This is a genomic window from Paenibacillus oryzisoli (genome assembly GCF_050467285.1).
GTDB lineage: Bacteria > Bacillota > Bacilli > Paenibacillales > NBRC-103111 > Paenibacillus_E > Paenibacillus_E oryzisoli_A.
Map to the genome: position 1 here is coordinate 47,025 of NZ_JBCMUN010000002.1, position 26,766 is coordinate 73,790.

Consider the following 26,766-nt stretch of genomic DNA (forward strand, 5'->3'; position numbering starts at 1 on the left):
GTTATGGTGGGAAACGGGAGTCCTTCCGATTTGAATATCAGCTTGTGGACTTAGCTTCAATCTCGCGCGATAGCGGAACGAGAGGACTCTATTGAGCGAGTTATCGCGATTAAGACGAATGAACGGAACGAGGAGGCACTATTTGAGCTCGAAACCGTTCAACTACTGTGAAAAGCTCCAAATAAGGGCTGCTTGTTCCCTTTGGAAGCCAAATCAGCCAATTTTGCTGAGATAGCGTATGGACGTTCCTCTAAGAAGTTACAGGCCTCTCTAACTTTGCACAGCCATCATGCAAAAACGCCGCAAAGACTGTCAAAACGACAGCCTTGCGGCGTTTTATTGATTGGGCGTTACCCGTCACGTCCAAGGGATACTTATTTGATCGGTAGATGCGGGCCCTGCTGGCTCACCCCCACTTCGACCCGTGCGGAGATGGACACCGCGCTGAGCTGAGCTTCGCTTTGATGCCCATGAGGCAGCCGCACCAGCGGCACGTCGTGCCGAACTGGTAGTCGCTGCAGCTCTGGCAGGCGGCCATCCGCTTCTCGTACTCCGCTTCGGTCGCCAACTTCAGGTTCCGCACCCGGAGGGTTTCGCCGAATAGCGTGGCGATTTCCTCCGGTGTGACATGGACGGTTGCGGTGCAGCCTTTGCACGCGGACGCTAACATCTCTTCGTCTCGGTTTATGGAGCGGATCATAGCAAGCTACTCCTTTCCTTAGGCGAGGCGAAGGGTCACGACCGAGCGTGCTGGCAGGGTGACGCGCAGCTCGCCATTTTCAAAACGATACCCTTCGAACGCCGCCAGCTTCACCGCGTCAGGCTCTTCAAACGTGTTATGCGCCTGCATGGTGTCGGAGGTCACGATGGTGCCGCCGACCGACTGTCCAGCGTAGCCGCGAACGTCGCAAGTCACTTCCAGCGCTTCGCTATGATGAAGGTTGCACAAGGAAATGTGAATATGCCCATCTTCATTTACGGAGGCCGAAGCGCTAAGCTGATCGAGGTGCTCTCCGCTCATCGTGTAGGCGGGACTCTCCACTTCAGTCGCCAACAGCTTGGCATCCATATGCACCTTGTACATATCAAAGACATGGTACGTCGGCGTCAGCAGCATGTCGGCGCCTTCCGTCAAGATCACGGCTTGCAGCACGTTGACCACCTGCGCAATGTTCGCCATCCGAACGCGGTCGCTGTGATGATGGAACAGATTCAGGTTAATGCCGGCGATCAGTGCGTCGCGCATCGTGTTCTGCTGATAGAGGAAGCCGGGATTCGTGCCGGGCTCCACATTATACCAAGTGCCCCATTCGTCGACGATGAGGGCAACTTTTTTATCTGGATCGTATTTATCCATAATTTCGGAGTGGCGAACGAGCAGTTCTTCCATTTTGAACGTTTGCTTCAGCGTCTTAAACCAATCCGCTTCCGTAAAGTCGGTCGCAGCGCCTTTATCCTTCCATACTCCGGTTGGCACTGTGTAGTAGTGAAGAGAGAGGCCGTCCATAAACCGCGCGGCTTCGCGCATCAGCACCTCGGTCCAGTTATAGTCGCCGCTGTTGGCACCGCAGGCGATTTTAAACACCCGATTCTCCCCGTAGTTGCGCACATAGCAGGAATACTGTCGGTACAGATCCGCGTAATACTCCGGACGCATGTTGCCGCCGCAGCCCCAGTTCTCGTTCCCTACGCCAAAATAGGTCAGCTTCCACGGCTCTTCACGGCCGTTCTCCCGACGCCAGTTCGCCATTGGCGACTCGCCATCGAACGTGATGTACTCGACCCATTCGGACATTTCCTGGACGGTACCGCTTCCCACATTGCCGGAGATGTACGGCTCCGCACCGATCAATTCACAAAGTCGCAGAAACTCGTGTGTGCCAAAATGATTGTTCTCCACAACGCCGCCCCAGTGCGTGTTGATCATCCGCTTGCGGTTCTCCGCAGGGCCGACGCCGTCTTTCCAGTGATATTCGTCGGCAAAACAGCCGCCGGGCCAGCGAAGGACGGGGATGTTCAGCTTTTTCAAAGCGTCCAGCACGTCGTTGCGCATGCCTTCGGTATTTGGAATCGGGGAATCGTGCCCGACCCAGATGCCTTCATAAATGCAGCGGCCCAGATGCTCGGAGAAATGTCCGTAAATATTTCGGGAAATCGTTTGTTTCGGTGAATCCGCATGAATCGTTAGTTTTGCCATGGGGGATCTACTCCTTTTGGATTGTGGTGGAGACCGACTCGCGATGGATGAGAGCGGCCGTGAGAATCAGTTGCTCGTGCGTGCCGTGGGCTTGCGTGCGGCTGCCCCGGTGAATGACAGAGAGCAGCTCTTCAACGAGATGCTTGGCATCGAGCGAGAACGTTGTGAGTCTCGGTGAAATTTGCGAGGCGAGCGGAATATCGTCGCAGCCGATGATCGAGACGTCGTACGGCACTTTGCGCCCATGCTCGCGCAGCCCTTGCAAACAGCCTGCGGCCATCCAGTCGTTGACGGCAAAAATCGCGTGCGGCAGCTCGCCGGTGAGGAGTTGGTCGGCGGCGCGCCTGCCGCCTTCCCAGTTCATTTTGTCCGTGATGATCTGGACGGGTACTCCTACTTGCTGGGCATAGGCGAGAAAGCCCTGCTTGCGCAGAAGGGAGGAGTCGTACTTGTCCGGCCCGGCCAGCAGCGTGAACGTGCGGTGACCCGCGTCATACAGCGTCTTCGCCGCTTTGCTGCCGATGCGGTAGTCATCGTAGTAAACTTGGACGATGTCCTCGCGATGCGCATACCGCTGAACCGCATACAGCTGTCCGGCTGCAGCCTGCAGCTCATCAATCTTGGCGTCTTCCATTTGGCCGATGACAATGATCGGGCCTTGCACTGCCTTATCCAACGGCCCGTCGGGGTCTACCATCGACAGCCTGATCGCTTGCTTGGCCGCCAAATTCGTAATTTCGACGAGGAAATTGGTGTAGTACGGGTCATTGCCTTTGATGCCCGGCGAGCGCACCAAATAGAGCGTGTCCACATGAACAGCGGGAACGATATACGTGCCTTTGCCCTGGAGTTGAACGAGCAGGCCCTCCTGGACAAGCGTTTGAATCGCTGCGCGCACGCTGACCCGGCTCGCCGCAAAGCTTTCGGACAGATCGCGTTCCGAAGGGATTTTGACGAGCTGGTCGGTTTGCAGCGTGCGGACTTGCTCGCGAAGCTGCTCGGTTAATTTTTCTTTTAAGAGTGGGGATTTCTTCATTCTGGGGTACCGCCATTTCTATTAAGACCAATGTTGAATTTATTTAATACCAATACAATACCACTTGGAGTGTGATTCGTCTATAACGAATACCAAATGTGTGATGTCATAATTACTGAGAAAGTTTTTCATATTAGTGAGGAAAAAATCAATTTCCATTACATTTTAATAAGAAATGCACATTTACTTGCATGCGCCTGCTATGATAAGTTTCTCTGTGAACCCGCTTTTCGGTTGTCGTCACAACTGGAGATATAGGATAAAGATAGCTCGCATTACACCAGAGGGAGGGTCACCATGCGTCTAGCAAAAAGGAACATTACCAAAGCAGCGGGACTGATTTACGTTGTCATTTTTTTCGTCATCATATCGGCAACCGTATGGCTGTCGTATATAAATACGACCAAAAGCTTGAGGCAGGAACTAATCTATTCCAATACGGCGCTGCTGCATCAGGTTATGCAGAAAATGGAGATGATCCTGCGCGAGGTGGATAAGGGAGCATTGAACCTGCTTCAGGAGTCGGAAACCCGAATGTTTATGGACGGCAACTACAACAGCGAACTGGACCGGCTGATGCGGTTCGATAATTTGATTCACAACCTGGAAAACATGGTTAATTCGAATACGCTAATCCATTCCGCCTATTTATACTCGTACGGGCAAAAAAAGTATGTATCCGCTTATACGGCTACAGATGAGGAATCATTTTTTGACAAGAGTTGGAAGGAACAGTTCGACCAATTTGAGGGCTATTACAAATGGCTTGGTGTCCGCACACTCGAGGACAAGTCCACTCAGTTTCCGGTTCAGAAGAAGGTGCTGACGCTCGTGCGCTCGTATCCTTCGGTCACTTCGCCATCCTTCCGCAAGGGAGCGTTAATCGTTAACATAGACGAGGCCATGATTTACGATTCATCCTTGAACGAAGACGTGAGGAGGCTCGGTCAAGCCTTCATAATTGATGAAAGCGGGCAGGTTATTTCCCATTCAGATAAAAGTTTGCTCGGTCAGCATATCGCTGACCGCAGCGAAATTGCGCGGATCATGCAGAGCGGTGGTGAAGGCAACTTTACAAAGACGATAGATGGCGTTCCAAATTTGGTGTTCTATGCATCATTGGGCTACACGGGCTGGAAATATGTCAGCATCATCCCCAGCTTGCAGTTGAACCGGGAGCTGTTAACTGTGCGTAACTGGCTGCTGCTGATCGCACTGTTCATGTTTGTGGCGGCGATCGCGGCTGTATTCTGGGTAAATGCGGTTACTTACCGTCCGTTCGAGCGTTTTGTCCGCTCGATTAACAGGCAATTAAATTCGCGCAACGGCAAGGAACGAAGGGATGAGGAGCTCGGCAATCTGGAGACGGCGAAGGGATTGTTCGACAGTTTTCTGGAAGAGCATGACAGCATGCAGCGGCAGGTGCGGCAGAGCATTCCGGCAATGAAATGGCGCTTAATCTCCGACATGCTGATGGGCTATCGCAATACATATAGGGACGTGAAGCCTTCGCTGGAGTGGTTGGGCATCCGGTTGTATCCGGCACATTATATTGTGATGTCTGCTGAATTCGATCAGAAGACGCGCATATCCGCCAAAGACTTGCCGCTTTATGCGTACGCGCTATCCAATGTGGCCGAGGAGCTGATTAACGCTGAGAGTCAAGGGACGGCGGTAGAAGTGGTTGATGGGCGCGTCGTCATTATTATCAGCTTTGAGGAGGAGGATCCGCATTCCAATATTTTGCGCGCTTTGTCTGTTGCCGATCTGATCAAAGCGTTCGTGGAGGAACAGTTTAATCAGACGGTAACGATTGGCGTTGGGCGGCAGTATAAGGAGCTGGAAGAACTGCATAAGTCGTACCGGGAGGCGAACGAGGCGATGCAGTACCGAATACTGCTCGGCGCCAATAACGTTATTTCGGTAGAAGACATAGAAGATTTCAGCAGCCAGCATGTTTATCGGCTGTTCGACTTGACGGAAGCGGTCCTTGATGCAGTGAAGGCAGCTGATGTGGTTGAAGTGGGCAGACTGCTGGAGATGTTGTTCCAGCAGGCCATGCAGGAAAGCGTGCCTCCGAAGCTGCTGAAGCAGATTTGCATGCAGATGGTGCTCCGCTCGCTGAAGATCGGCTCAGACATTGGACTTAGTACAGGTGTGTTGAACGAAGGAGGCGTTGAGCTTTACGAGAAGGTTGATTGTGCAGAAAATGCAGTGGATATAAAACGGGATATCACCGGTTTTTTCGACAATTTACTTGCACGCATCACAGAGAAGCGGAACAACAGAGGCAGCAACGAGATGGTGGACAATATCCTGAAATATATTGCCAAACATTACGTCCACAGCGATTTGTCGCTTAATCTGATTGCCGACACGTTCCAATTAAGCGTTCCGTACTTAAGTAAAATCTTCAAGGATTACACCGAGAGAAATTTTACAGATTATTTGATCCAACTGAGAATTACGAAGGCCAAGCAGTTGCTTGAGGATGGAAACGATAAAGTCGCAGAAATCGCCGTTAAAATCGGATATTCCAATTCGCACAGCTTTATTCGTATTTTCAAAAAAGTAACCGGCATGACGCCTGGAGAGTACCGGGAACATATAATCCTAAAGCGATCTATGCAAAAGTAGACAATCAATTGAAGCGTTCCCTTGCTTAAGTGCAAGGGAACGCTTTTTGGTCATGATGGTGGGAATGGAGCCATAATAAACGTCCATGATGTTAACAAACGTCAATATCTTTATCTAATGAAAAGGCTACGTTGTGAAGAAGGGGACATTTTCCGAAAGAAACAAACAAAGTAGGATGATAGATGCAAGATATATTGGAATGGGAGGGGGAGATTGGAGTGTCCAGGTTGTTTGATGCTTGTCGGTTTGAACGTCTAACATTTACTTCTAGGGGAGGTCTTGTACGTGGGTAAAAAATGGCTTCATATGTTCATGTCCGTCTGGTTGGCGGTTTCCTTTCTGGCGGCATCGCTTGGAAGCGCTACCACTGTATTTGCTGCCTCGTCCATCAACGTTCTGACTGGAGCAGCCAATCCACTTGAAGGGTTCGGAGCGGCGGTTGGCGGATCAGGGGGAAACAACAAATTTATTGCCGCCGATTTTGACGGTGATGGGTATACGGATTTAGTAAATCGTAACTCGGCGAACACCGGTGTCCAGTATTGGAGAAACAATGGGAACGGGACTTTCACGGAGCTTACAGGCACTGGCAATCCGTTCCGCAACGTGACGCTTGCGGGTACTGCCGCAAACTATTTCAGCGCATTGTACTTGACCGTGGGAGATTTCGACGGGGATGGTGACATTGACGTATTCAACGCCAATCACCGGACTTCAACGGAAACCGCAGCGCCTGCCATGTACCGAAATGACGGAGGCGTCTTTACTGTTCTGCAGGGCTCGGGGACAAACCCGCTCCAAGCCTTTGCAGTGGCGGTCGGAACGAACTCCTCCAAATCAATTGCCGCCGACTTTGATGGTGACGGGGACACGGATCTTGTTAACCGGAATTCGGCAAGCACTGGCGTCCAGTATTGGAGGAACAACGGAAACGGCACATTTACCGAGTTAACTGGCGCCGCCAATCCGCTTGCGGGCGTTACCTTTACGGCAAACGCCGCCTATTTCACGACGTCGTCGCTTGCTGCGGGGGATTTCGACGGGGATGGCGACATGGATATCTTTAATGCGAACCACGGCGGTTCGGCTGCCATGTACCGGAATGACGAGGGAACCTTTACGGTGCTGCAGGGCGCAGCTGTGAATCCGCTCCATGCATTCGGGGGGGCTATCGGTACGCTTGCAGGAAATTTTGTAGCAGGGGATTTCAACGGTGACGGACTCGTCGATCTGGTAAACCGTATTTCTGCCAATACCGGCTTGCAGTTTTGGAATAATAACGGCGACGGCAGCTTCACGGAGCTGACGGGGAACAGCAATCCGTTCCATAACGTGACTTATCCTGGTACGACCGTCAACCATTTCTTTATCGGATTTCTGGGAGTCGGAGATTTCGATGGCGATGGCGACACGGATATTGTCAACGTCAACAGCGGAGGATCGTCGGCGCTTTACCAGCAAAGCGGCTCCCCTTCGGCACCCTCTACGATTGTGGCGTATCCGGTAAGGCCCGGCGCAGCAGCAAGCAGCTCCTATACCCTTACCGTCAACGGACAACCGATATTCGTTGAGAAGTTCGGGGATATCAGCTTCGCCCGTTTTTCTTATTCGGGAACTGCGAACTTGAATGTAACCGCCAATCAAGCGGTAGCTGCCTACGAAATCAGCCCGAAGAATTACCAGATTCAAGGCGTAAACAGCGGGAACAATCTAACGTTCTCCATCACGCAGCCTAGAACACTAGTTGTAACCGTTAACAATTTGGAAAAGCTGCTGTTATTTGCCGATAGCCTGGAAACGGGAGCGCCTGACATTCACGATGCGAACGTCATCAATCTGGCCGATTACATGCCGGCAAACCGCGATCCCGAGGCAGCCGTAACCAGCTATTTCCAGCAAGCGATTGATGCCACGTCAGCGTTGAATAACGGAGCCGGCGGCGTATTATACGTGCCTGATGGCAAGTATATGACCGCTCAACTCAAGCTTAAGAGCAACGTACATTTGTATTTGCAGAGCGGAGCATGGGTCAGAGCAGTGCCGGATTTCAACTCGACCAACTATCCTGTGCAGCAAAGCTCGGACTCCTCCTTCATCTTCATCGGACATGCAGATCATGTCAAAATCAGCGGCAGGGGGATTATCGATGGTAACGGCTATACGGCTCGAACCTTGAATGATAAAGCCAATATCAAGCTCTTGCGAACCGCTGACGCAACGGATCTGCAAGTTCAGGACGTCTACTTCCTCGATTCGGCAAGGTGGACGCTCCATTTGCTGTATGCCCAAGATGTTGTGATGCAAAATATCAAAGTCATCAACGATCTACGAGGCGCTCCCGACCCGGCAAGTCCGGGTGTGCTGATCCCGACAGTGACGAACACGGATGGGATTGATATCGACGCTTCGCAAAATGTTATCGTTGAAGGCGCCTTCATCTATACAGGCGACGACGCGATTTCGCCTAAGGTCACCAATTATATGAACCTGAAAAGACCAACAACGGGACTGACAATCAAGAATAATGTCTTCTGGAGTTTGAAATCCGCTTTTAAAATTGGCGATGAAACGTTGATGGACATTAACGACATTACATTCGAGAATAACGAAATCATCTACTGTGACCGGTTCGCTGCGGTGTGGGCAGGAGATGAAGGCCACATCTCGAACATCAACTTGCTCAATAACCGGGCCGAATTCGTCGGCGGTAATTATAATGAAAGAATTTTTTATTACCGCATCCAATTGCGGACCACAGATTCGAATCCGGGCCTGATAGACGGCGTAACCGTGAAGGACTTCAATTCGCTGAACAGCGCGAAGCAGTCGTCTTCCATAGCGGGCTATGACGCAGCCCATCCGATCACAAACCTGACGTTTGATAACATTGTGATTAACGGCGTACAGGCAGCGGACAAGACGGATTTTCCGTTGGAATTTAAGAATGCGTTCTACGATAACGTGATTTTCCAGCCCTCGGGAAGGGTCTATAGCGGATCGCTGCCCGAAACAGTCATCACCACACCGCAAAATGCTTCATTTACGACCGATACCACGCCGACCGTAAACGGAACGACAGTCGTCGGCAGCACGGTCAGCGTCTTCATCGACAACAATCCGCCGCAAACGGTAATTGCTGATGGAAGTGGAAATTTCAGCTATACACCTTCCGTAGCGCTGGCTGAAGGAGCACACACCGTTAAGGCGAAAGCAATCGATCCTATCGGTAATCCGGTTCAGGAGTCCAGCGTCTTCTCGTTTACGGTTGATCTGACAGCTCCGGCAGCACCGGTTATCAGCAGGCCCGCAAACAGTTCGCACACGTTTAATACGAAGCAGTCCATTAGTGGAACGGCGGAAGCCAAGAGCATCGTAAATGTGTATATCGACAGCGGATCCCCCGGGATGACGACGGCCGATATCAACGGGAACTGGAGTTATACGCCGTCTGAGGAGCTGTCGATTGGCAACCACTCCGTCATAGCAAGTACATCTGATCTTGCTGGCAATGTGAGCCCGTTCTCCAGTGAAACGATGTTCACGGTTGAACTGGCTACACCGATTAAGACCACCTTCGTGGAAGCTGAAGACATGACACTCCTGAACTACGTCATCGACAGTACAACCTATGCGCCAGCTTCCGGAGGCAAGGTGATTAAAGTGTCCGGCACGGGAACAGCTTCGACCCAGCTTGACGAGGTGGACGGTATTTATGATGTGAAGGTGCATTATTTTGACGAAAATGACGGAAAGGCGACCTACAAGCTATATGTAAATGGAACTCAGGTCGACGCTTGGACTGCCGATCAGGATTTGGGCTCCGCTTCAGTTGCAGATGTCACGAAGACGTTCCGACTCGTCTCTGGCCTTACCCTTAAACGAGGAGACATCATTAAGCTGGAAGGCAAATCGGAAGTTTCGGAAGCAGCCAGAGTAGATCGCCTGGAGTTCGTTCTGTTGGCTGAATCGACGATACCCGGCAGCATCTCGGGTACTGTACTGGATAGTCAAGGCGCCCCTTTGGCGGGTGTGCACGTGCAGGCAACCCGCAACGGAATAACGCCTGCAGATGTGTATCAGGCCTTTACGAACAGTCTGGGTATGTATACGCTCACCCATACGCCAACCGGCACGTATACGATTACAATGCATAAGGAGGGCTTTACGGATAACACAGCCACTGGTGTTGCAGTTGCGGATGCAGCTGTTACAGGAGTCAATCTGACTTTGCAACCCGCAGCGCCTCCGCATCTGAACACTGTTCAAGTGAGTGGTAGTATACCGGCTCTTACCGCGGGCGGTACGGGATACGATCTCTCCGGATTGACTGTTACGGGCATGGATCAGTACGGCAACGCCTATTCACTGACAGGCTTAACGGGCACCTGGTCGGTAAAAGCGGGAACAGGATTTGCCTCAATCATGAATGGCGTCTTGACGCCAATTACAGAAGGAACGGGTACAGTGGTCGTCACTGTAGGCGGCAAAGAGAGTAATGAGGAAGCCTTTACTGTGCTGTCTGTTGCAGCCAGTACGCCGAGAGTATTGCAGGTTGACCAGCGCGGATTAACAAGCGGAGCGTATCTGTCCATCGCTGAAGCCATCGCCAGCACGCCGCCGCTAAAGCCTGGAGATATCGTTTCGCTTGTACCGGGCAGCGGTCCTTACCATGAAACGGTTCAGCTGCACGTCTCGGGCATACCTGGGAAACCGATTATTTTCGAAGGCAACGGCGAGACGATCGACGGTTTTACGCCATTCCAATTCACGCGGGAAACGGACGGCAAATGGACCTACATGCTGCCTGCGCCGATTCCAGTCACCACTGCAGGCTCCTCCAGCACTTTCCGTCATTTGATTACGTATAACGGCCAGCGCCTGCTGCTGGATCAAGCGTATGGACAGAACGCCGGGATTTTTACAAGCGATTTTGTCACGTTATCAGCGGACGGTACCAAGCTGATCCTGAATCCAGACAAAGCTTCTCCGTCATCCGGGTGGAAAATCTCCACACTCATGAATGGAGTCGAGATCGTGGACCCGGATGCGTATCAGACCTATCGCAATCTGCACGTAACCGGCGTGCAGAACGACGGTTTCAACGTTCACGGCAGCGGAACCGCACTGCGGTTCGAGAATATCGAGGCGTTTAACAATTTTGACGAAGGATATTCTTCTCATGACAGCACGAATTCTATCGTAGACGGGGGCGAATTCTGGCAGAACGAGAACGGTATCTATAATCAGACAAATAATACGATTGCTTTTACTGCGAATAACGTGAAGATGTATAACAATATCGGCTTCGGATTAGCGACACAAGGCGGAACGAACTCGTTTGCAAACATCCAATCGTGGGATAACGGTATTTCAAACATTCGATTGGGAGGGACGATCAATACCGTCAATGTCGTGACCTATGACAGCAGATGGACACAGCGTCCATGGGTTGGTTATCAGGAAACGCAGGACTACACCTACAATGTGGAGATCAAACCTTATGCTTATTCGGAACGTTCTCCGGTTACGAAAACGGGAACGGCTGTCACCGTTTTGCCGGCTATCCAGTTGCCTCATTTTATGGGGGCGTTTGATGACTGGTGTCATATTTATTTCACTACCGTAGAACAGTCGAACATCAACATTAGCGGGCCTGACGCTGACCCCGACGGAGACGGGCTGACCAATTATGCCGAATACGAGGCAGGTTCGAATCCGAAGCTGACGGATACGCCAGACGTAACGCCACCGGCTGCACCAGACGTGGCATCGCCTGCAAACCAATCGGTTACGAACGATGTGACACCGGCTTACAGTGGAACTGCGGAACCGAACAGTATCGTCACGGTCATCGTAGACGGAGCCGCGGAAGGCACGGTGGCCGCAGATGCAAACGGCTATTGGAGCTATACGCCGGCTGCTGTATTGGCAAACGGGGGACACACGGTCAAAGCTACGGCGAAAGATATGGCAGGCAACATAAGCCAGGAATCCTCGTCCGTGTCATTTACTGTTGATACGACCTACGTCCCGGTGCCGATCCAAACGACGACCGTTGAAGCGGAAGCGATGACGCTGAGCGGATACGCAGTTGAAAGCACGACATATCCATCTGCTTCCGGAGGCAAGGTTATCAAGGTAAGTGGAACGGGGACGGCATCCACCCAACTTGATGGAGAAGACGGCATCTATGATCTGAAGGTGCAGTATTTTGACGAGAACGACGGCGAAGCTGCTTATCGGGCGTTTGTAAACGGCAATCAGGTCGATGCCTGGATCGCCAATCAAGATCTGGGATCCGGCTCGGTGTCGGACAAATCAAGAACGACGCATACGATTTCAGGTGTCCAGCTCAAGCGGTGGGACACCGTGACGATAGAGGGAACGTCCAACGTTTCCGAAAACGCCAGAATCGACAAACTTGATTTTATGTTGATGACTGTATCAAGCATTCCGGGAAGTATTACGGGTACTGTGCGGAACAGTCAGGGCATCGCTTTGCCAGGCGCTTTCGTTCAAGCTTCGCGTGAAGGGGCGCCGGCTCAAGAGCTGTACCGGGCTTACAGCGACAGCCAAGGAGTGTATACGATAACGCATGCACCAGCCGGCACGTATACCGTGACCGCCAGTAAGGCAGGTTATTTGGAACACGCAATGCCTGCTGTCCATGTAGTGAATAGCGGCGCAGTCGGCATCAACCTGATCTTACAGTCCGTCGCTGTGCCGGTTCTGAATTCGGTGCAGATCAGTGGAACGATTCCGACGCTGTTTACCAGTGAAGCGGGATACAATCTTGCCAATCTTACTGTTACTGGTAAGGATCAATTCGGCAACTCCTACGATTTGTCCGGACTTTCAGCGTCATGGGTGATCAAGACGGGGCCTGCCTCTGCGTCGCTTAACGGCACCATCTTGACGCCAGTTGCGTCAGGTGCAGGAACTGTTGCGGTGACCGTGGGTGGTAAGGAGAGTAATCCGCTCGGATTTATGGTTCAAACACCACGGGTGCTGCTGGTCGACCAGCGCGGGCTTACGAGCGGGGCGTACCATTCGATTGCAGAAGCGGTTGCCAGCACTCCGGCGCTCAAGCCGGGCGATATGATTTCCCTTGTGCCAGGCAGCGGACCTTATCACGAAACGATTGTGATGCACGCGTCAGGCATTGCTGGCAAACCGATTATATTCGATGGAAACGGTGAACTGATCAGCGGCTTTACCCCGTTCCAGTTTACCCAAGAGGCAAGCGGTCAGTGGACGTATACGCTGCCTGCGCCAATTGCTTTCACAACGCCGGGGAATTCCAGCACATTCCGGCAGCTGGTGGCGTACAATGGACAGCGCCTTATGCTTGACCAGGCGTACGGGCAGAATGCAGGAATTTTCACAAGCGATTACGCTACGCTGTCATCGGACGGTACCAAGCTGATTCTGAACCCGGATAAAGCTTCTCCAACATCCGGCTGGGAGATCTCGACGCTAACGAACGGATTGGAAATAGTAACGCCAGATTCGTATCAAACCTATCGCAACGTTCGCATTACGGGTGTGCAGAATGACGCCTTCAACATACACGGTACCGGTGTAGAGCTTCGCTTTGAGAATATCGAGGCCTTCAACAATTTTGACGAAGGATTTTCCTCGCACGACAGCACGAGCAGCACCGTGGATGGGGGCGTGTTTTGGGGGAACGAGAACGGTATTTATAATATGGCGAGAGACACCGTCACTTTTACGGCGAACAATGTCATAGTGTATAACAATATTGGATACGGCATAGGGACCCAGATGGGAACCAATTCGTTCACGAACGTCCAGGTTTGGGATAACGGAATCTCGAATATAAAAGTAGGCGGCAGAGTATACACGGACAACGTCGTTACTTATAACGGCAGATGGTCGCAGCGTCCATGGGTGGGCTACCAGGAATCGCAGAATTACAAATATAATCAGCAGATCGTCCCATACGCGTATTCCGAATATGTCAAACCGGACTATCCCATTATCAAAAGCGGTACGCCTCCGACGATACTGCCCACTTCTCAATTGCCCAAGTTTATGGGACCTTTCGATGATTGGCGCCATATCTATTTCACAACTGCCGAGCACAGCAACCTTAGTGTAAGCGGGCCTGATGCGGACCCGGACGGTGACGGTTTAACGAACCATGCGGAATATGAAGCAGGTTTGAACCCGAAGGTGAAAGATCAAGTAGACACAACCGCACCCGCTGCGCCGGTCATAGCATCTCCAGCAAACGGAACGGTGACGAACGATACGTTGCTGACATACAGCGGCACTGCTGAGGCGGGCAGCACGGTGACTGTAATTGTGGATGGCAGCACGGTCGGGACATCAATTGCGGTTGGCGGGGTTTGGAGCTATACGCCGGCCGCAGTGCTTACAGCAGGCTCTCATACGGTGAAGGCGACGGCAAAGGATACAGCAGGCAACATGAGTGAAGAATCCGTGAGCATTGTGTTTACGGTAAGCACAGTTGTAAACCCGGGCGCAAACAACCATAAACCTGTCATTGCACCGATGTCACCGATCATTATCGACGAAGATACTGACTTCACTGGCACCATTCAAGCGAGCGATGCCGACAATGATCCTCTCATGTATACGATCACCCAAAGTCCCTCGAAGGGAGTACTGTCACTTGTAGAAGACACGAATCAGTTCACTTATCAGCCGTATCAAGACGTTAACGGAACCGATGCGTTCACAATCGAAGTGTCCGACGGCATGGAGAAGGAAACCGCACCTGTTGAAGTTACCATTATGCCTGTCAATGATGCGCCGGCAGCCGAGAGTAAAGCCTACAGCACCGATAGCCTGACGCCCATCTTCATTATGCTCACGGCGTTCGATGCTGAGCAAGATCCTCTCACCTATTGGGTAACGACTCAGCCTTCGGCTGGAACCGTGACTGCCACTGTATATGGCGGCAGCCAGGTTCTCTTTACGCCGGATCCGGGTATGGAGGGCATCGCAACCTTTAACTTTGCCGTAAGCGACGGGATGCTTTCATCGAATGCCGGAACAATCTCTGTGCAGGTTGGCCCAGCTGGAGCAGCAGATCTGGAATCGCCTACGACGAATAGTGTGTCTCAGTCACAGTCACAAAGATCCGCACCAGAGGAAAAACCGATGGCTGCTGCAGTTACCATCAAGGAAGGAAGCCAAACCATCACGACGCTTACGTTCAATAGCGACAGTGTGATGGCGCAGTTGACGACAGGAGGGGACAAGGTCGTAACGGTTCTGTTGAACACCTCGTCCGATGTCGTGATTGGCGAATTGACCGGCAAACTGCTGAAAGCTATGGAGCAAAAGAACGCAATCATAGAAATTCAGACGGATAAGGCCATCTATACGCTGCCGGCATCGCAAATCGGAACGGATCGCATCGCGGCGGCATTCGGACCGACGGTTTCGCCAGACGATGTCAAGATCCGTATCCGCATTGCGGACGCAGCTCCGCAGACAACGGATTTGGTTTATGCAGAGGGACTCAACCAGAACCTCGAAATCGTTGTTAAGCCTGTCAACTTCGAGGTTGAAGCAGCAAACGGCAACCATATCGTAAGCATTAGCCAGTTCGACAGTTACGTAGAGCGGACAATTCCGTTACCGGATGGAGTGGATACGAAGAAAGTGATCACTGGCGTCGTTCTTGAGGACAACGGCAATATTGCTCATGTTCCAACAAAGGTGATCGTGAAAGACGGCAGGCTTTTCGCCGTAATCAAGAGTTTGACGAACAGCACATACACCGTAGTTCGGAGCGAACACACCTATACCGACATCATCGGACACTGGAGCCAAGCTGATGTGAGCGACATGAGTTCCCGTCTGATTGTTCAAGGAATCAGTGACGCACTGTTCGTTCCGGATCGTCCGGTGACGCGGGCGGAATTCGCCGCCATTATTGTACGTGCGCTTGGTATGCATGAAGCCAAAGTGGGCAATGCGGGCTCTTTCCGCGACGTTGCCAATGATGCATGGTACGCTGCACCGATAGGAACTTCCGTATCTTATGGTCTCATGGACGGATATGAGAACGGATTGTTTGAACCGGATCGTACGATAACTCGAGCCGAAGCAATGGTCGTTCTGGCTCGGGCGATGAACATCACGAAGCTGAATACCGTCGGTATGTCAGCGGCAGAGGGACGGTTTGTCAACCATTTTATTGATGATGAGGAAGTACCTGAGTGGGCGCGCGAAGCAGCATCAGCGCTGATTCAAACCGGAATTGTACAAGGAAGCGGCGACAAGCTGCAACCGGCAAGCAGCCTGACCCGCGGGGAAACGGCGGCATTGGCAAGAAGGCTGCTGCAGAAAGCTGGGCTAATCGACTAGCTGTCTTAGCGAAGAGGCTGTCCCTTTGTCATTTTCCATGACGCGGGACAGCTTCTTTGTACAGATGGACTTGTAGACCAAGAAACATAACAAACATCCACGATATGAATAAAAGTTCACGCTTCAAAAGCAATGAAACGCCTATGTTATGAAAAATAGAACATTTCCAAGATGAACAGATCAACGTACGATGGATTCATAACCGATAGGACAGTCAAGGAGTGGTATCAATGAGCAAGAAGCTGGTCGCGGCTCATGCAGCGCAGAGGGACATATCCCATTTAAAGCTGAACGGGATATGGAAAAGTATCAAACGGGACAAGTACCTGTACATGATGTTAGTCCCGGTCGTGGCATTCTATCTATTATTTAAATATGCACCGATGTTCGGGGAAATCATCGCCTTCAAGAATTATCGGTTCGCAGATGGAATTTGGGGAAGTGAATGGGTGGGCCTGAAGCACTTTCACAAGCTGTTTTCCAGCCCGGATTTTTTAAATATCCTTAAGAACACTTTGTTGCTGAACGTTTACAATGTCGTATTCGGCTTCCCGGTTCCGATTGTGCTTGCACTGCTTCTCAATGAGCTTCGCGTGGAGTGGTTTAAGCGGCTTGTGCAAAATTTGCTGTACGTACCCCATTTTATCTCTTGGGTAGTGCTTGGAGGCATTGTCATTGCATTGTTGAGCCCCAGCTCAGGCATTGTGAATATTGTGCTCCACAAGGTGTTCGGCATTGAGCCGATCTACTTTTTGGCAAGCAAGTTCTGGTGGCCGATCATGTTCGTATTGTCCGGCATTTGGCATAGTGCGGGGTGGAACACGATTCTGTACATGGCGGCGATTACGGGAATTGATCCTCAGTTGTACGAAGCCGCTCGCATCGATGGTGCAGGACGCCTCCGGCAGATCTGGCACATCACGCTTCCGGGCATCCGGAGCACGATTGCCATTCTGCTAGTCCTGAAGATGGGCTATATGATGGATGTCGGCTTCGAGCAAATATTTATTTTGCAGAATTCCGCTGTGTTTGAGGTCGCGGACGTTATCAGCACCTACGTCTACCGCATGGGTCTGCAAAATGTGCAGTACAGCTATACAACCGCGCTGGGCCTATTCCAATCGGTCATTGGTTTGATTTTGATCGTATCCATGAATCGTGTGGTCAAAATGCTCGGGGAAAAAGGCTTATGGTGAGGAGAAACGGACATGATCGAACAAAAAAGTTTCAGCAATCGGCTATTTAGTGGCGTCAATGCCCTGCTCCTAGGATTCATCGGATTTATCACGTTGTTCCCGTTCCTTAACGTAATCGCTACTTCGCTCAGCAGCAGCCGCGCAATCGTCTCAGGGGAAGTGTTCTTGTGGCCAATTGAGCTGACGCTGGAAGGATTCCGCAATCTGATTGAAGACGGACAATTATTAGTTGGCATGCGCAACACAATTGTCATCACCCTCGTGGGCACGTGCTTCAATCTGATTACAACAATCCTTGCGGCGTATCCGCTGTCCCGCAAACGGCTCCTCGGCCGCAATGGGCTTCTGATGGCGATCACGTTCACGATGGTGTTCAGTGGGGGAATTATCCCCAACTTTATTCTGATTAAGACACTCGGCATCATGAATAGTTATTGGGCGCTCTGGCTGCCGAGCTTAATCAGCACATACAACATGTTTGTTATGAAGTCATTCTATGAAGGATTGCCTGAGGAATTAGAAGAGTCCGCGTCAATTGACGGGGCCAACGATCTTGTTATCCTGGCCCGCATCATTCTTCCGCTGTCCAAACCAATTATTGCTGCGCTTGGTTTGTTCTATGCGGTAAGTTGGTGGAATGCCTACTTTAATGTGCTTATGTACATTACGAGTTCGTCCAAGCTATCGTTGATGATGGTCTTGTATCAAAAAATCAACAACGTAAGCGAAGCTCTGCTAAACACGGGGGGCGGTTCGGAGGGAGCGATTAGTCAAAGTCTGACGCCGGAGGGCATCCGTGCTGCGGCCATTGTAATGGCAACAGCGCCGATTCTGATCGTCTATCCTTTCCTTCAGAAGCATTTTGTAAAAGGCGTTCTGATCGGTTCCGTCAAAGGATGACATTTCCATCTTGATATCGATAAGACACCTTGTCTTATGATATAACAAACAAGTAAAACTTAGGAGGTTACGTTCATGCAGTACCAAAGCAGAAGTAAGTGGTTTGCAGCAGGTCTGACTGTTTTAGTGGGATTAACAGGGGTGCTTTCCGGGTGTGGAGACAAAAAAGAAGCGGCTGATGCCAACAACGTCGACAAAAAAGCTCCGCCTAAGGAAATCAGTGTTTCTATGTTTGACCGGGGCCGCGTCCCGGCGGAGGAAGGAAGCTATGAGGAGAACCGCTGGACCAAATGGATTAATCAAAATTCGGGCTTTAAAGTTAATTGGGTGCCGGTTCCGCGCAGCACTGCCCAGCAAAAACTCAATACGATGGTTGCCGCAAATGAAGCGCCAGATTTGATCTGGGAATACGATCGCAACTATGTTGCTTTACTAGCTTCCCAAGGGGCGCTGCAACCGATTGATTCGTATATCGAGAAATACAGTACGTCTTATAAAAAATATTTGACGGAGCATCCGGATCTTAAGCCGTACGTCATGTTTGATGGAAAAATGTATGCGGTGACGACAAAACGCGGTATTGATACGATCGCTAATCAAGGGATATGGATTCGCAAGGATTGGTTGGACAAACTGGGGCTGCCATTGCCGAAGACCGATGAGGACTTGATGAACGTCGCGAAGGCGTTTGTCGAGAAAGATCCGGACGGCAATGGTAAGAACGATACGGTAGGATTTGCGTTTAATAGCCAGTTCAAGAGTTATCCGGCAGCCATGTACGCTTCCCGGATGGATACGTGGTACGTGGATAACGGTAAGATGCAGCTGGGCCGACTGACAGACCGCTACACAGATGTTCTTACGATTTCCAAGAAAATGTATGACAGCGGTATGGTCGACAAGGAGTACATCACGGATAAGAATTATCAACGTGAGCGCCAGCTGTGGGTGACGGGTAAAGCGGGCATTTACCTTGGTTCGTGGAATCTGGATTCCGAATACAGAGATATGAAACAAAACACGCCGAATGCACAGCCTGTTCCGCTTGAACCGCTGAATACGAAGTACGGCAAGAATGGTTTGCTTCAGGAAGCCCCTGCTTCCATGTTAATCGGATTCAACAAAAATATGAAAGATCCAAAGGCAGCGGTCGAATTCCTCGATTGGATGGTCGACAAGGGCTGGTTTACGCTCAAGTTCGGTATGGAAGGCGAACACTATAAGAAGGTCAATGACAGCGTGCAAGCGATCGATGGCGAGAAGAACAAGAAGGAACTCGATTACGCGTATGAGTACCCGATCGTTAACCAATGGGACCCAAAATCAGAGGATCTGGTCAAGATGGCTGCATCCGATCCCGTTTCTCAGGAATACGCGAAGCTAAAGGCGCTTGGACTGGAAAATGCCATGAAGAGCAAATTCAGAAGAGACATTCCGTATGCACCTTCATTCTCAGAGTTAAGCCAGTTTTTAGCGGAATTTAACCCTAAAGCCGACGAAATCGATAACAAGGTAATTATGGGGGGCCCTCAATATACGCCGGAATGGGGCGCTGCTGAGTTGCAGAAGGAATGGAAACGTCTAAACGGCGAGGCTGTCTGGAAACAAGTGCAGGATTGGTATGACAAAAATAAAGATAGCTTGAAATAACTTCTGTTAAAATTCCGGGTAACCTTTTGTGGTCTCCCGGAATAGAGCTGTCTAAAGGTAAGACTGAGCAGTTATTATTTGGCAAGAAAGGTGCATTGTATCATGAATACCCTGATAGTTGCGACTGAAAAGCATGAATTTAAGCTAATGACTGAAAATGACCATGTGAAACTTGAACTCTCTGCTGAACAGCTCGGGGCGGGAGTAGATTTAATCCGGATTCGCTTCAAGGCTGAAGAGGCTGTGGTACCTCCGCTGCTGACGCTCAGCTTCACCCATCCATCTTGTGACATCCATGCCAGCTGGCATCCATCGATGGATCGCAACAAAAGCTTTCATCCGGACTGGATGAAAGCTTTGCGTTCCAACGCGGCTACATCGGCGCCGGTATATTCGCTGTATAACGTTTCTTCATTTAATCGGTTCACGTTCGCCTTTTCGGACGCATTAAATACGGTTCATTATACCGGTGCCATATGCGAGGAAACGGCGCAATTCCATTGTACGATCCAATTGTTTAAAGAAATGACGGCTCCCCTTGCGGCTTATGAGGCGGAATTGCTGGTGGACACAAGAAATATTCCTTATTATGACAGCCTGCAGGATGTTTCGAACTGGTGGAACGCGATGCCTGCTTACAAAGCTGCATTCGTTCCGGAGGTCGCGCGGAGCCCCATGTACTCGACGTGGTACAATATGCACCAAGAGGTAACGGCGGAGCGCATTGAAAAGGAGTGTCGTCTGGCGCAGTCTCTTGGCATGAAGGCCGTGATCGTGGATGATGGATGGCAAACCGGAGACAACCGAAGAGGCTATGCATACGCCGGAGATTGGGAAGTATTCGATGGTAAATTCCCCGACATGCGGAAGCATGTTGAAGAGGTACACAAGTTGGGGATGAAACTGATTTTGTGGTACTCTGTGCCTTTTGTGGGCAAGCACAGTAAAGCGTGGGATCGGTTTAAAAATCATTTCCTACGGTATAACGAAGGGCAAGGAACAGGCGTATTGGATCCCCGATATCCGGAAGTTCGGGAATATATCATTGGCAAATATGAGCAGGCGGTAAAAGAATGGCAGCTGGATGGCTTCAAACTAGATTTCATTGATGCGTTCTATTCGCCGGAGCTGCACACACCATCAACCGCGCCTGGCCGGGATTATGAATCCATTCCAGAAGCGGTGGATCGGCTATTGACGGATTCGATTGGTCGGTTGCGGGCGGTAAAGCCGGACATTATGGTCGAATTCCGCCAAACCTATATTGGGCCGGCGATGCGCAAATACGGCAATATGCTTCGGGCTTGGGATTGCCCGAACGATAGCATTCAGAACCGGGTACGGACGCTGGATATCCGCTTAATTTGCGGCGATACAGCTGCGCATGCGGACATGATCATGTGGCATGACAAAGATCCCTTAGAGAGCGCGGCGCTGCAGCTAATTAATGCACTGTTTTCAGTACCTCAAATTTCAGTGCTTTTAGAAAAGCTGCCGGAAGATCATCTGCGGATGCTTCAATACTGGCTGACATACTGGTGCGATAATCGTGAAATTTTGCTTGGCGGCAAGTTAGAGCCAATGAATCCGGAACTGCTTTATCCGATCGTGCGTGCCTCAAAGGGCCAAAAGCAAATTGTGGCAGTATATTATGATACTGTCGTTTCTCTGAATCAGGGTGTACAAGACATACATGAATGGAGCATCGTTAACGGACGTATGCGCGAAGGCATCTACATCGAAGTACCGGAGCCGCTTGGTCAAGCATCCGTTGTGCTGCAAGATTGTTGTGGCGAGGTCGTAGCAGAGTATTCGATGAACCTTGACGTCGGAGTGTACAAGCTTCCGGCTCCTCCTGCGGGTTCTGCCTGCTTGTTGCTGATGAAATGAAGCAGCAGGGACTAGTAGGCAAGAGTATCGCGTATCTTAAATAGCAATGCTAATAAAAAAGGTTCTAACTTAGTGAGTTGTCGTCACGAGTTAGCACCTTTTTTATTTTTCCCAGTAAATATAGGAGGCAGAGCGATTATAAATCCAGGTGTTACAAATTTGTTGTTCGGCATGAACCCAAATGGGGTGATATCAACTTAAAACTATCGTCGCAACAAATGACAATTCGGTCTTGAGCCTATATGTGAAGCCCCTTTAGTCACCAATCTGAACAATCAGGGACTATCGACGGCAATTTCGTTAGCCCTTTATGATAAGACTGCAACTTGCAAGTGAAACCAATTGTCATGGGGTTATGAAAGGAAGGACGTTTATGGACACAACAACGAAGGCCCGGGTCAGGATGTCATCGACGGCAAGGTCGTCGACATTCATGAGCAGGCTCGCACGAAATCGATGGCTGTATTTGATGGTACTTCCGGGCTTGCTGTACTTTCTCATTTTTAAGTACTGGCCGATGTATGGCATTTTTATCGCATTTAAAGACTATCAGCCGTTTCTTGGCTTTTGGAACAGCCCGTTTGTAGGACTCAAGCACTTCGAACGATTGTTCAGTGACGATAATTTTCTCGTCCTGTTTCGGAACACCTTGATCCTGGCCAGCTATAACATTCTGTTTTTCTTTCCGTTGCCGATCGTCATCGCACTCATGTTAAATGAGCTGCGGATTGAAGTGATGAAGCGATTCGTTCAAACGCTGATCTATATTCCTCACTTTATGTCCTGGGTGGTTGTTGTGGGGATCGCCTACATTTTTCTCACAACAGAAGGCGGCGTTGTCAATGATGTGCTGGTGCGGCTTGGCGGCGATAAGATTAATTTTCTTGCGAGTAATGAATGGTTTCGAACAATTGTTACTTCAGAAGTGATTTGGAAGGAAACCGGCTGGGGCACAATTATTTTCCTAGCAGCTTTGTCCGGCGTAGATCCACAGCTGTATGAAGCGGCTCACATGGATGGAGCGAACCGCGCCCGCCAATTGTGGCATATTACGTTGCCGGCGATTCGCAGCACCATCATTATTTTGCTCATTCTACGGTTGGGGAGCTTTCTGGATACCGGGTTTGAACAGATCTTCCTCATGCTGAATGCCATGAACCGAGAAGTCGGTGACGTGTTTGACACCTATGTCTACTCGGTAGGGATTAGCCAAGGCCAGTACAGCTTTAGCACCGCCGTGGGGGTATTTAAATCCATTATCGGATTAGTGCTCGTCGTCTCGTCCAACTACTTTGCCAAGAAATTTGGGGAAGAAGGAATTTACTAGAAAGGAAGCTTGTAAGCCATGCCGATTAAACGAAGTTGGGGCAGTCGAATATTCGACGGGATTAATATGACGCTTTTGCTGATCTTCGCGTTGGTGACCGTCCTCCCATTTATTTATGTCATTTCCGGCTCCTTTGCCACACAGAAGGAATTATTAACGAAGGGCTTTATCTTGATTCCAACGGAGTTCAGTTTAGATGCCTACAAGTACATTTTTTCCACGCAGACGTTAGTTAGAAGTTTGCTGGTCACGATTTTTATCACCGTTGCAGGTACATTGATCAATATTTTCTTCACTTGCTTGATGGCGTACCCACTTGCCCGCAAAGATATGGATTTCCGCAAGCCAATCTTGATGATGGTTGTGTTTACGATGCTATTCAGTGGGGGAATGATTCCGACGTTTCTGGTTGTGAAGCAGCTCGGGATGATCAATACGTACTGGTCCCTGTTAATTCCTACTGCGATCAGCGCATTTAACTTGATTATTATTCGCAACTTTTTTCAACAACTGCCAGACGGCTTGGAAGAATCAGCAAAAATTGATGGGTGCAACGATTTAGGCATTTTTCTACGTATTGTTCTTCCATTGTCGATGCCGGCGATCGCAACGTTCTCCTTGTTTTATGCGGTTGGGCATTGGAATACATTCTTTAGTGCAATTCTTTACATCAATGACAATAAAATGTGGCCTATTCAAGTATTGCTCAGACAGATCGTTATTTTAGCATCAGGAGGCATTGGGGACTCAGCTTCAATGGGGGCCGATTATGTCGCACCACCAGAGCAATCTGTAAAAATGGCGGTAATCGTGGTATCAACTCTTCCGATTCTACTGGTTTACCCGTTCTTGCAAAAGCATTTTGCTAAAGGGGTATTGCTTGGTTCGGTAAAAGGGTAAAGATATAATAGGGTTAAATAAAGGGAGGATATTAGAATGAAAAGACGACAAAGTCAATCTTGGGTTAAGACAGGTACATTGCTCGCTGCGGCTACACTGGCTATTACCGCATGTGGGGCGAAAGAGGAAGCTCCTCAAGGAACGAACACTGCAGCGAGTAATCAAGGACCTCTACAATTATCTATGATGCTCCCCTCTTATAGTCCAGAAGTTATGCCGCAAGACAGTTCTGTTTTAAAGGAGCTCGAAGGAAAAACAAATACAAAACTTGCGGTTACTTGGGTGCCTTCTTCATCCTATACGGATAAATTAAGCGCAACAGTTGCGTCTGGAGAACTCCCGAAAACGTTTGTTGCCCTTGAACCTAAAGCATCCTTCATTATTAATGCCTCCCGAACGGGGATGTTTTGGGAAGTGGGCCCATATTTAAAGGATTACCCGAATTTAAGTAAAATGTCTGACATTGTACTGAAGAATATTTCAGTCGATGGAAAAATTTACGGTGTATATCGGGAGCGAGATCTCTCACGTTTTGGATTAATGATGCGCCAAGATTGGCTAACGAATTTAGGCATTCAAGCGCCGAAAAATTTGGATGAGTTGTATAATGTTTTAAAAGCATTTGCAACAGGGGACCCGGATAAAAATGGGAAACAAGATACAATTGGACTTGCAGTGGGCATGCAAGGCGGTGTTATTGCCGGGTTTAAAGATATTCTCGTTTACAACGGGGGGCCGAATGAGTGGGAACTAAAGGATGGAAAGTTGACTCCCGCCCATTTGACGGATGCCTATATGACCACGCTTAAATTCTATAAGAAACTATATGATGAAAAGATCATAAACCAGGATTTTGCGCTGATTCCAGACGGTCGCGCTGTAATGTCCAAAGGTCAGGCTGGACTTTGGATCGATAACATGTTTGATGGAAAAGGAATCGAAGATAATATTAAAAAAATAGATCCTAATGCGAAAATCACTTTGGTAAATCGAATCTCTGGGCCAAAAGGGGAACGAGCTCGAGCTGGAGCGGGGTATCTGGGGATGTACATGATTCCCAAAACGAGTGTCAAGACGGAAGCTGAACTTAAACAAATCCTAACTTACTTTGATCGTATTTCTGAAAAGGATACACAGAATTTAATGAAATATGGCATTGAAGGAAAACAATACACACTTGAAAACGGAGCTTATAAGGCAACTACGGATCCAAAAATAAAGGCAGAAATTAATGATAGCAGCCAGTTTATGGTCATGCAAAACCAAGTTGTTAGTTATGGAACTGAGCTTGAAAAGCTGACTACAAAGTTATTCCAGGATAATGCGACTATCGCGGTAGCGAACCCGGCAGCTCCTTTGATATCAAATACGGAAGTTGAAAAAGGGAAAGAGCTTTCCAAAATCATTGAAGATGCAACTGTGAAATTTATCATGGGGTCTATCGATGAAGCGGGCTGGAAACAGGCAGTTGAAAAATGGACGCAAGCCGGTGGAAGCAAAGTGATTGAGGAAATTAATGCTGAATATGCCAAAAATCAGAAAAAATAGGGCGTTTTCATGGAGGAAAATGAAAGAATGCCAAAGTTACTAATTGATGAACAGCAGATTCGCGCAGTCATCGATCGTGTTGTTGAGCGCACATTCCGGATGGATTTCAGCTGGGACTGGCCTGGGGGCGTGGCGTTTTATGGTGTATGTGAAGCGTATGAGGCAACCGGGAAGAAAGAATACCTTGCTCACTTGCAGGCATGGATCGACGAGCAGATCGAGGAGGGGCTGCCTAAGCTTTCCGTTAATGCCGTCTCGATCGGTCATGCCCTGCTAACCTTATTTCAAGCCACGCAGGATCAGAAATATTTGACGATTGCCATGGAAATGGCGGAGTACCTGCAGAAGGATGCGGTGCGGTTTGCCGATGGCATTTTCCAGCATACCGTCAACTCGGAATCATACAATTTTCCTGAGCAAGCATGGGTAGATACGATGTTTATGGCTGGATATTTCCTGCTCCGGGTCGGCAGTCATCTCGGCCGTCAGGACTACATCGAGGATGGGCTCAGGCAGTATCATGGCCACGAGCGCTTTCTGCAAGATGACAGATCAAATCTTTATTACCACGGCTGGGACCATATCGTACAGTCGAACATGTCCGCTGTCCACTGGGCACGCGGCAATGCATGGGCGGCGCTGACGATGGCCAGAGCGCTTGAGCTTGTTCCCGTCACGCATCCGTCGTTTATGATTATCGATGGCTCGCTTCGGGACCAACTGAGCTCCCTCGTCAGGCTCCAGGACGAATCAGGGCTGTGGCACACGATTGTTGATGATGCCGCCTCGCCGCTCGAAACGTCTGGTTCTGCGGGTATAGCGACGGCTTTATTATCAAGAGGCCGATTGTACAACAAGTATCTGCAGCCATCGATCGAAGGTATTCTGGCTCGTATTACGGAAGACGGAACAGTAACGGGGGTCTCGGCAGGCACTGCCGTCATGGACGATGCAGAAGGGTATCGGAACGTTCCCGACAAACGGATTCAAGGCTGGGGACAAGGACTTGCACTAGCGTTCCTTGCTGCCGTACTGAACGCGCAGAAGGGCTTGTTCGGAAACGCTTGTTGAATTTAAAAATGAAAAGCGTGGGTGATGGAGCTGACAGCTTCCATGAACC

The 26,766-nt window shown here is 49.9% G+C and carries 13 protein-coding genes; 10 read left to right on the forward strand and 3 right to left on the reverse strand.

Going from position 1 to position 26,766, the window contains the following annotated elements; all coding sequences use genetic code 11:
* Nucleotides 1-406 precede the first annotated feature (406 nt).
* The 3 genes from ABE504_RS04010 to ABE504_RS04020 are packed head-to-tail and all read right to left on the reverse strand — an operon-like array spanning nucleotide 407 to nucleotide 3,233.
* Complete coding sequence (locus tag ABE504_RS04010; protein WP_430084847.1) at nucleotides 407-670, reverse strand: DUF6171 family protein; 264 nt, start codon at nucleotides 668-670, stop codon at nucleotides 407-409.
* 48 nt (nucleotides 671-718) lie between these two features.
* Nucleotides 719-2,197 carry an alpha-N-arabinofuranosidase gene (locus tag ABE504_RS04015; protein ID WP_430084851.1) on the reverse strand — a complete coding sequence of 493 codons (1,479 nt, stop codon included), beginning with the start codon at nucleotides 2,195-2,197 and terminating at the stop codon, nucleotides 719-721.
* Nucleotides 2,198-2,204: 7 nt separating this feature from the next.
* Complete coding sequence (locus ABE504_RS04020) at nucleotides 2,205-3,233, reverse strand: GntR family transcriptional regulator (protein ID WP_430084854.1); 1,029 nt, start codon at nucleotides 3,231-3,233, stop codon at nucleotides 2,205-2,207.
* Nucleotides 3,234-3,530: 297 nt separating this feature from the next.
* Here ABE504_RS04020 and ABE504_RS04025 point away from each other — a divergent pair, with 297 nt between their 5' ends.
* The 10 genes from ABE504_RS04025 (at nucleotide 3,531) to ABE504_RS04070 (ending at nucleotide 26,717) form a co-directional block, all read left to right on the forward strand.
* Nucleotides 3,531-5,870: a helix-turn-helix domain-containing protein gene (locus tag ABE504_RS04025; protein WP_430084857.1), complete on the forward strand. Its 2,340-nt coding sequence runs from the start codon at nucleotides 3,531-3,533 to the stop codon at nucleotides 5,868-5,870.
* Between the two features lie 285 nt (nucleotides 5,871-6,155).
* Nucleotides 6,156-16,235, forward strand: a complete 10,080-nt coding sequence (locus tag ABE504_RS04030; RefSeq protein WP_430084859.1) for an Ig-like domain-containing protein — start codon at nucleotides 6,156-6,158, stop codon at nucleotides 16,233-16,235.
* 230 nt (nucleotides 16,236-16,465) lie between these two features.
* Nucleotides 16,466-17,431 (forward strand): ABC transporter permease, encoded by a 966-nt coding sequence (locus ABE504_RS04035; RefSeq protein WP_430084862.1) that lies wholly within the window; start codon nucleotides 16,466-16,468, stop codon nucleotides 17,429-17,431.
* A 12-nt stretch (nucleotides 17,432-17,443) separates the two neighbouring features.
* A complete protein-coding gene (locus tag ABE504_RS04040) occupies nucleotides 17,444-18,331 on the forward strand; it encodes a carbohydrate ABC transporter permease (protein ID WP_430084864.1) in 888 nt (295 codons plus the stop codon).
* Nucleotides 18,332-18,406: 75 nt separating this feature from the next.
* A complete protein-coding gene (locus ABE504_RS04045; RefSeq protein WP_430084866.1) occupies nucleotides 18,407-19,981 on the forward strand; it encodes an extracellular solute-binding protein in 1,575 nt (524 codons plus the stop codon).
* 102 nt (nucleotides 19,982-20,083) lie between these two features.
* Nucleotides 20,084-21,871 (forward strand): glycoside hydrolase family 36 protein, encoded by a 1,788-nt coding sequence (locus ABE504_RS04050; RefSeq protein WP_430084868.1) that lies wholly within the window; start codon nucleotides 20,084-20,086, stop codon nucleotides 21,869-21,871.
* Between the two features lie 403 nt (nucleotides 21,872-22,274).
* A complete protein-coding gene (locus tag ABE504_RS04055) occupies nucleotides 22,275-23,198 on the forward strand; it encodes an ABC transporter permease (RefSeq protein WP_430084981.1) in 924 nt (307 codons plus the stop codon).
* A gap of 18 nt (nucleotides 23,199-23,216) precedes the next feature.
* Nucleotides 23,217-24,098, forward strand: coding sequence for a carbohydrate ABC transporter permease (locus ABE504_RS04060; RefSeq protein ID WP_430084869.1), 882 nt, complete (start codon nucleotides 23,217-23,219; stop codon nucleotides 24,096-24,098).
* A 36-nt stretch (nucleotides 24,099-24,134) separates the two neighbouring features.
* Nucleotides 24,135-25,646 (forward strand): extracellular solute-binding protein, encoded by a 1,512-nt coding sequence (locus tag ABE504_RS04065; RefSeq protein ID WP_430084872.1) that lies wholly within the window; start codon nucleotides 24,135-24,137, stop codon nucleotides 25,644-25,646.
* Nucleotides 25,647-25,673: 27 nt separating this feature from the next.
* The gene (locus tag ABE504_RS04070; protein ID WP_430084874.1) at nucleotides 25,674-26,717 is read left to right on the forward strand and encodes a glycoside hydrolase family 88/105 protein; all 1,044 of its coding nucleotides are present in this window, start codon (nucleotides 25,674-25,676) and stop codon (nucleotides 26,715-26,717) included.
* Nucleotides 26,718-26,766 lie beyond the last annotated feature (49 nt).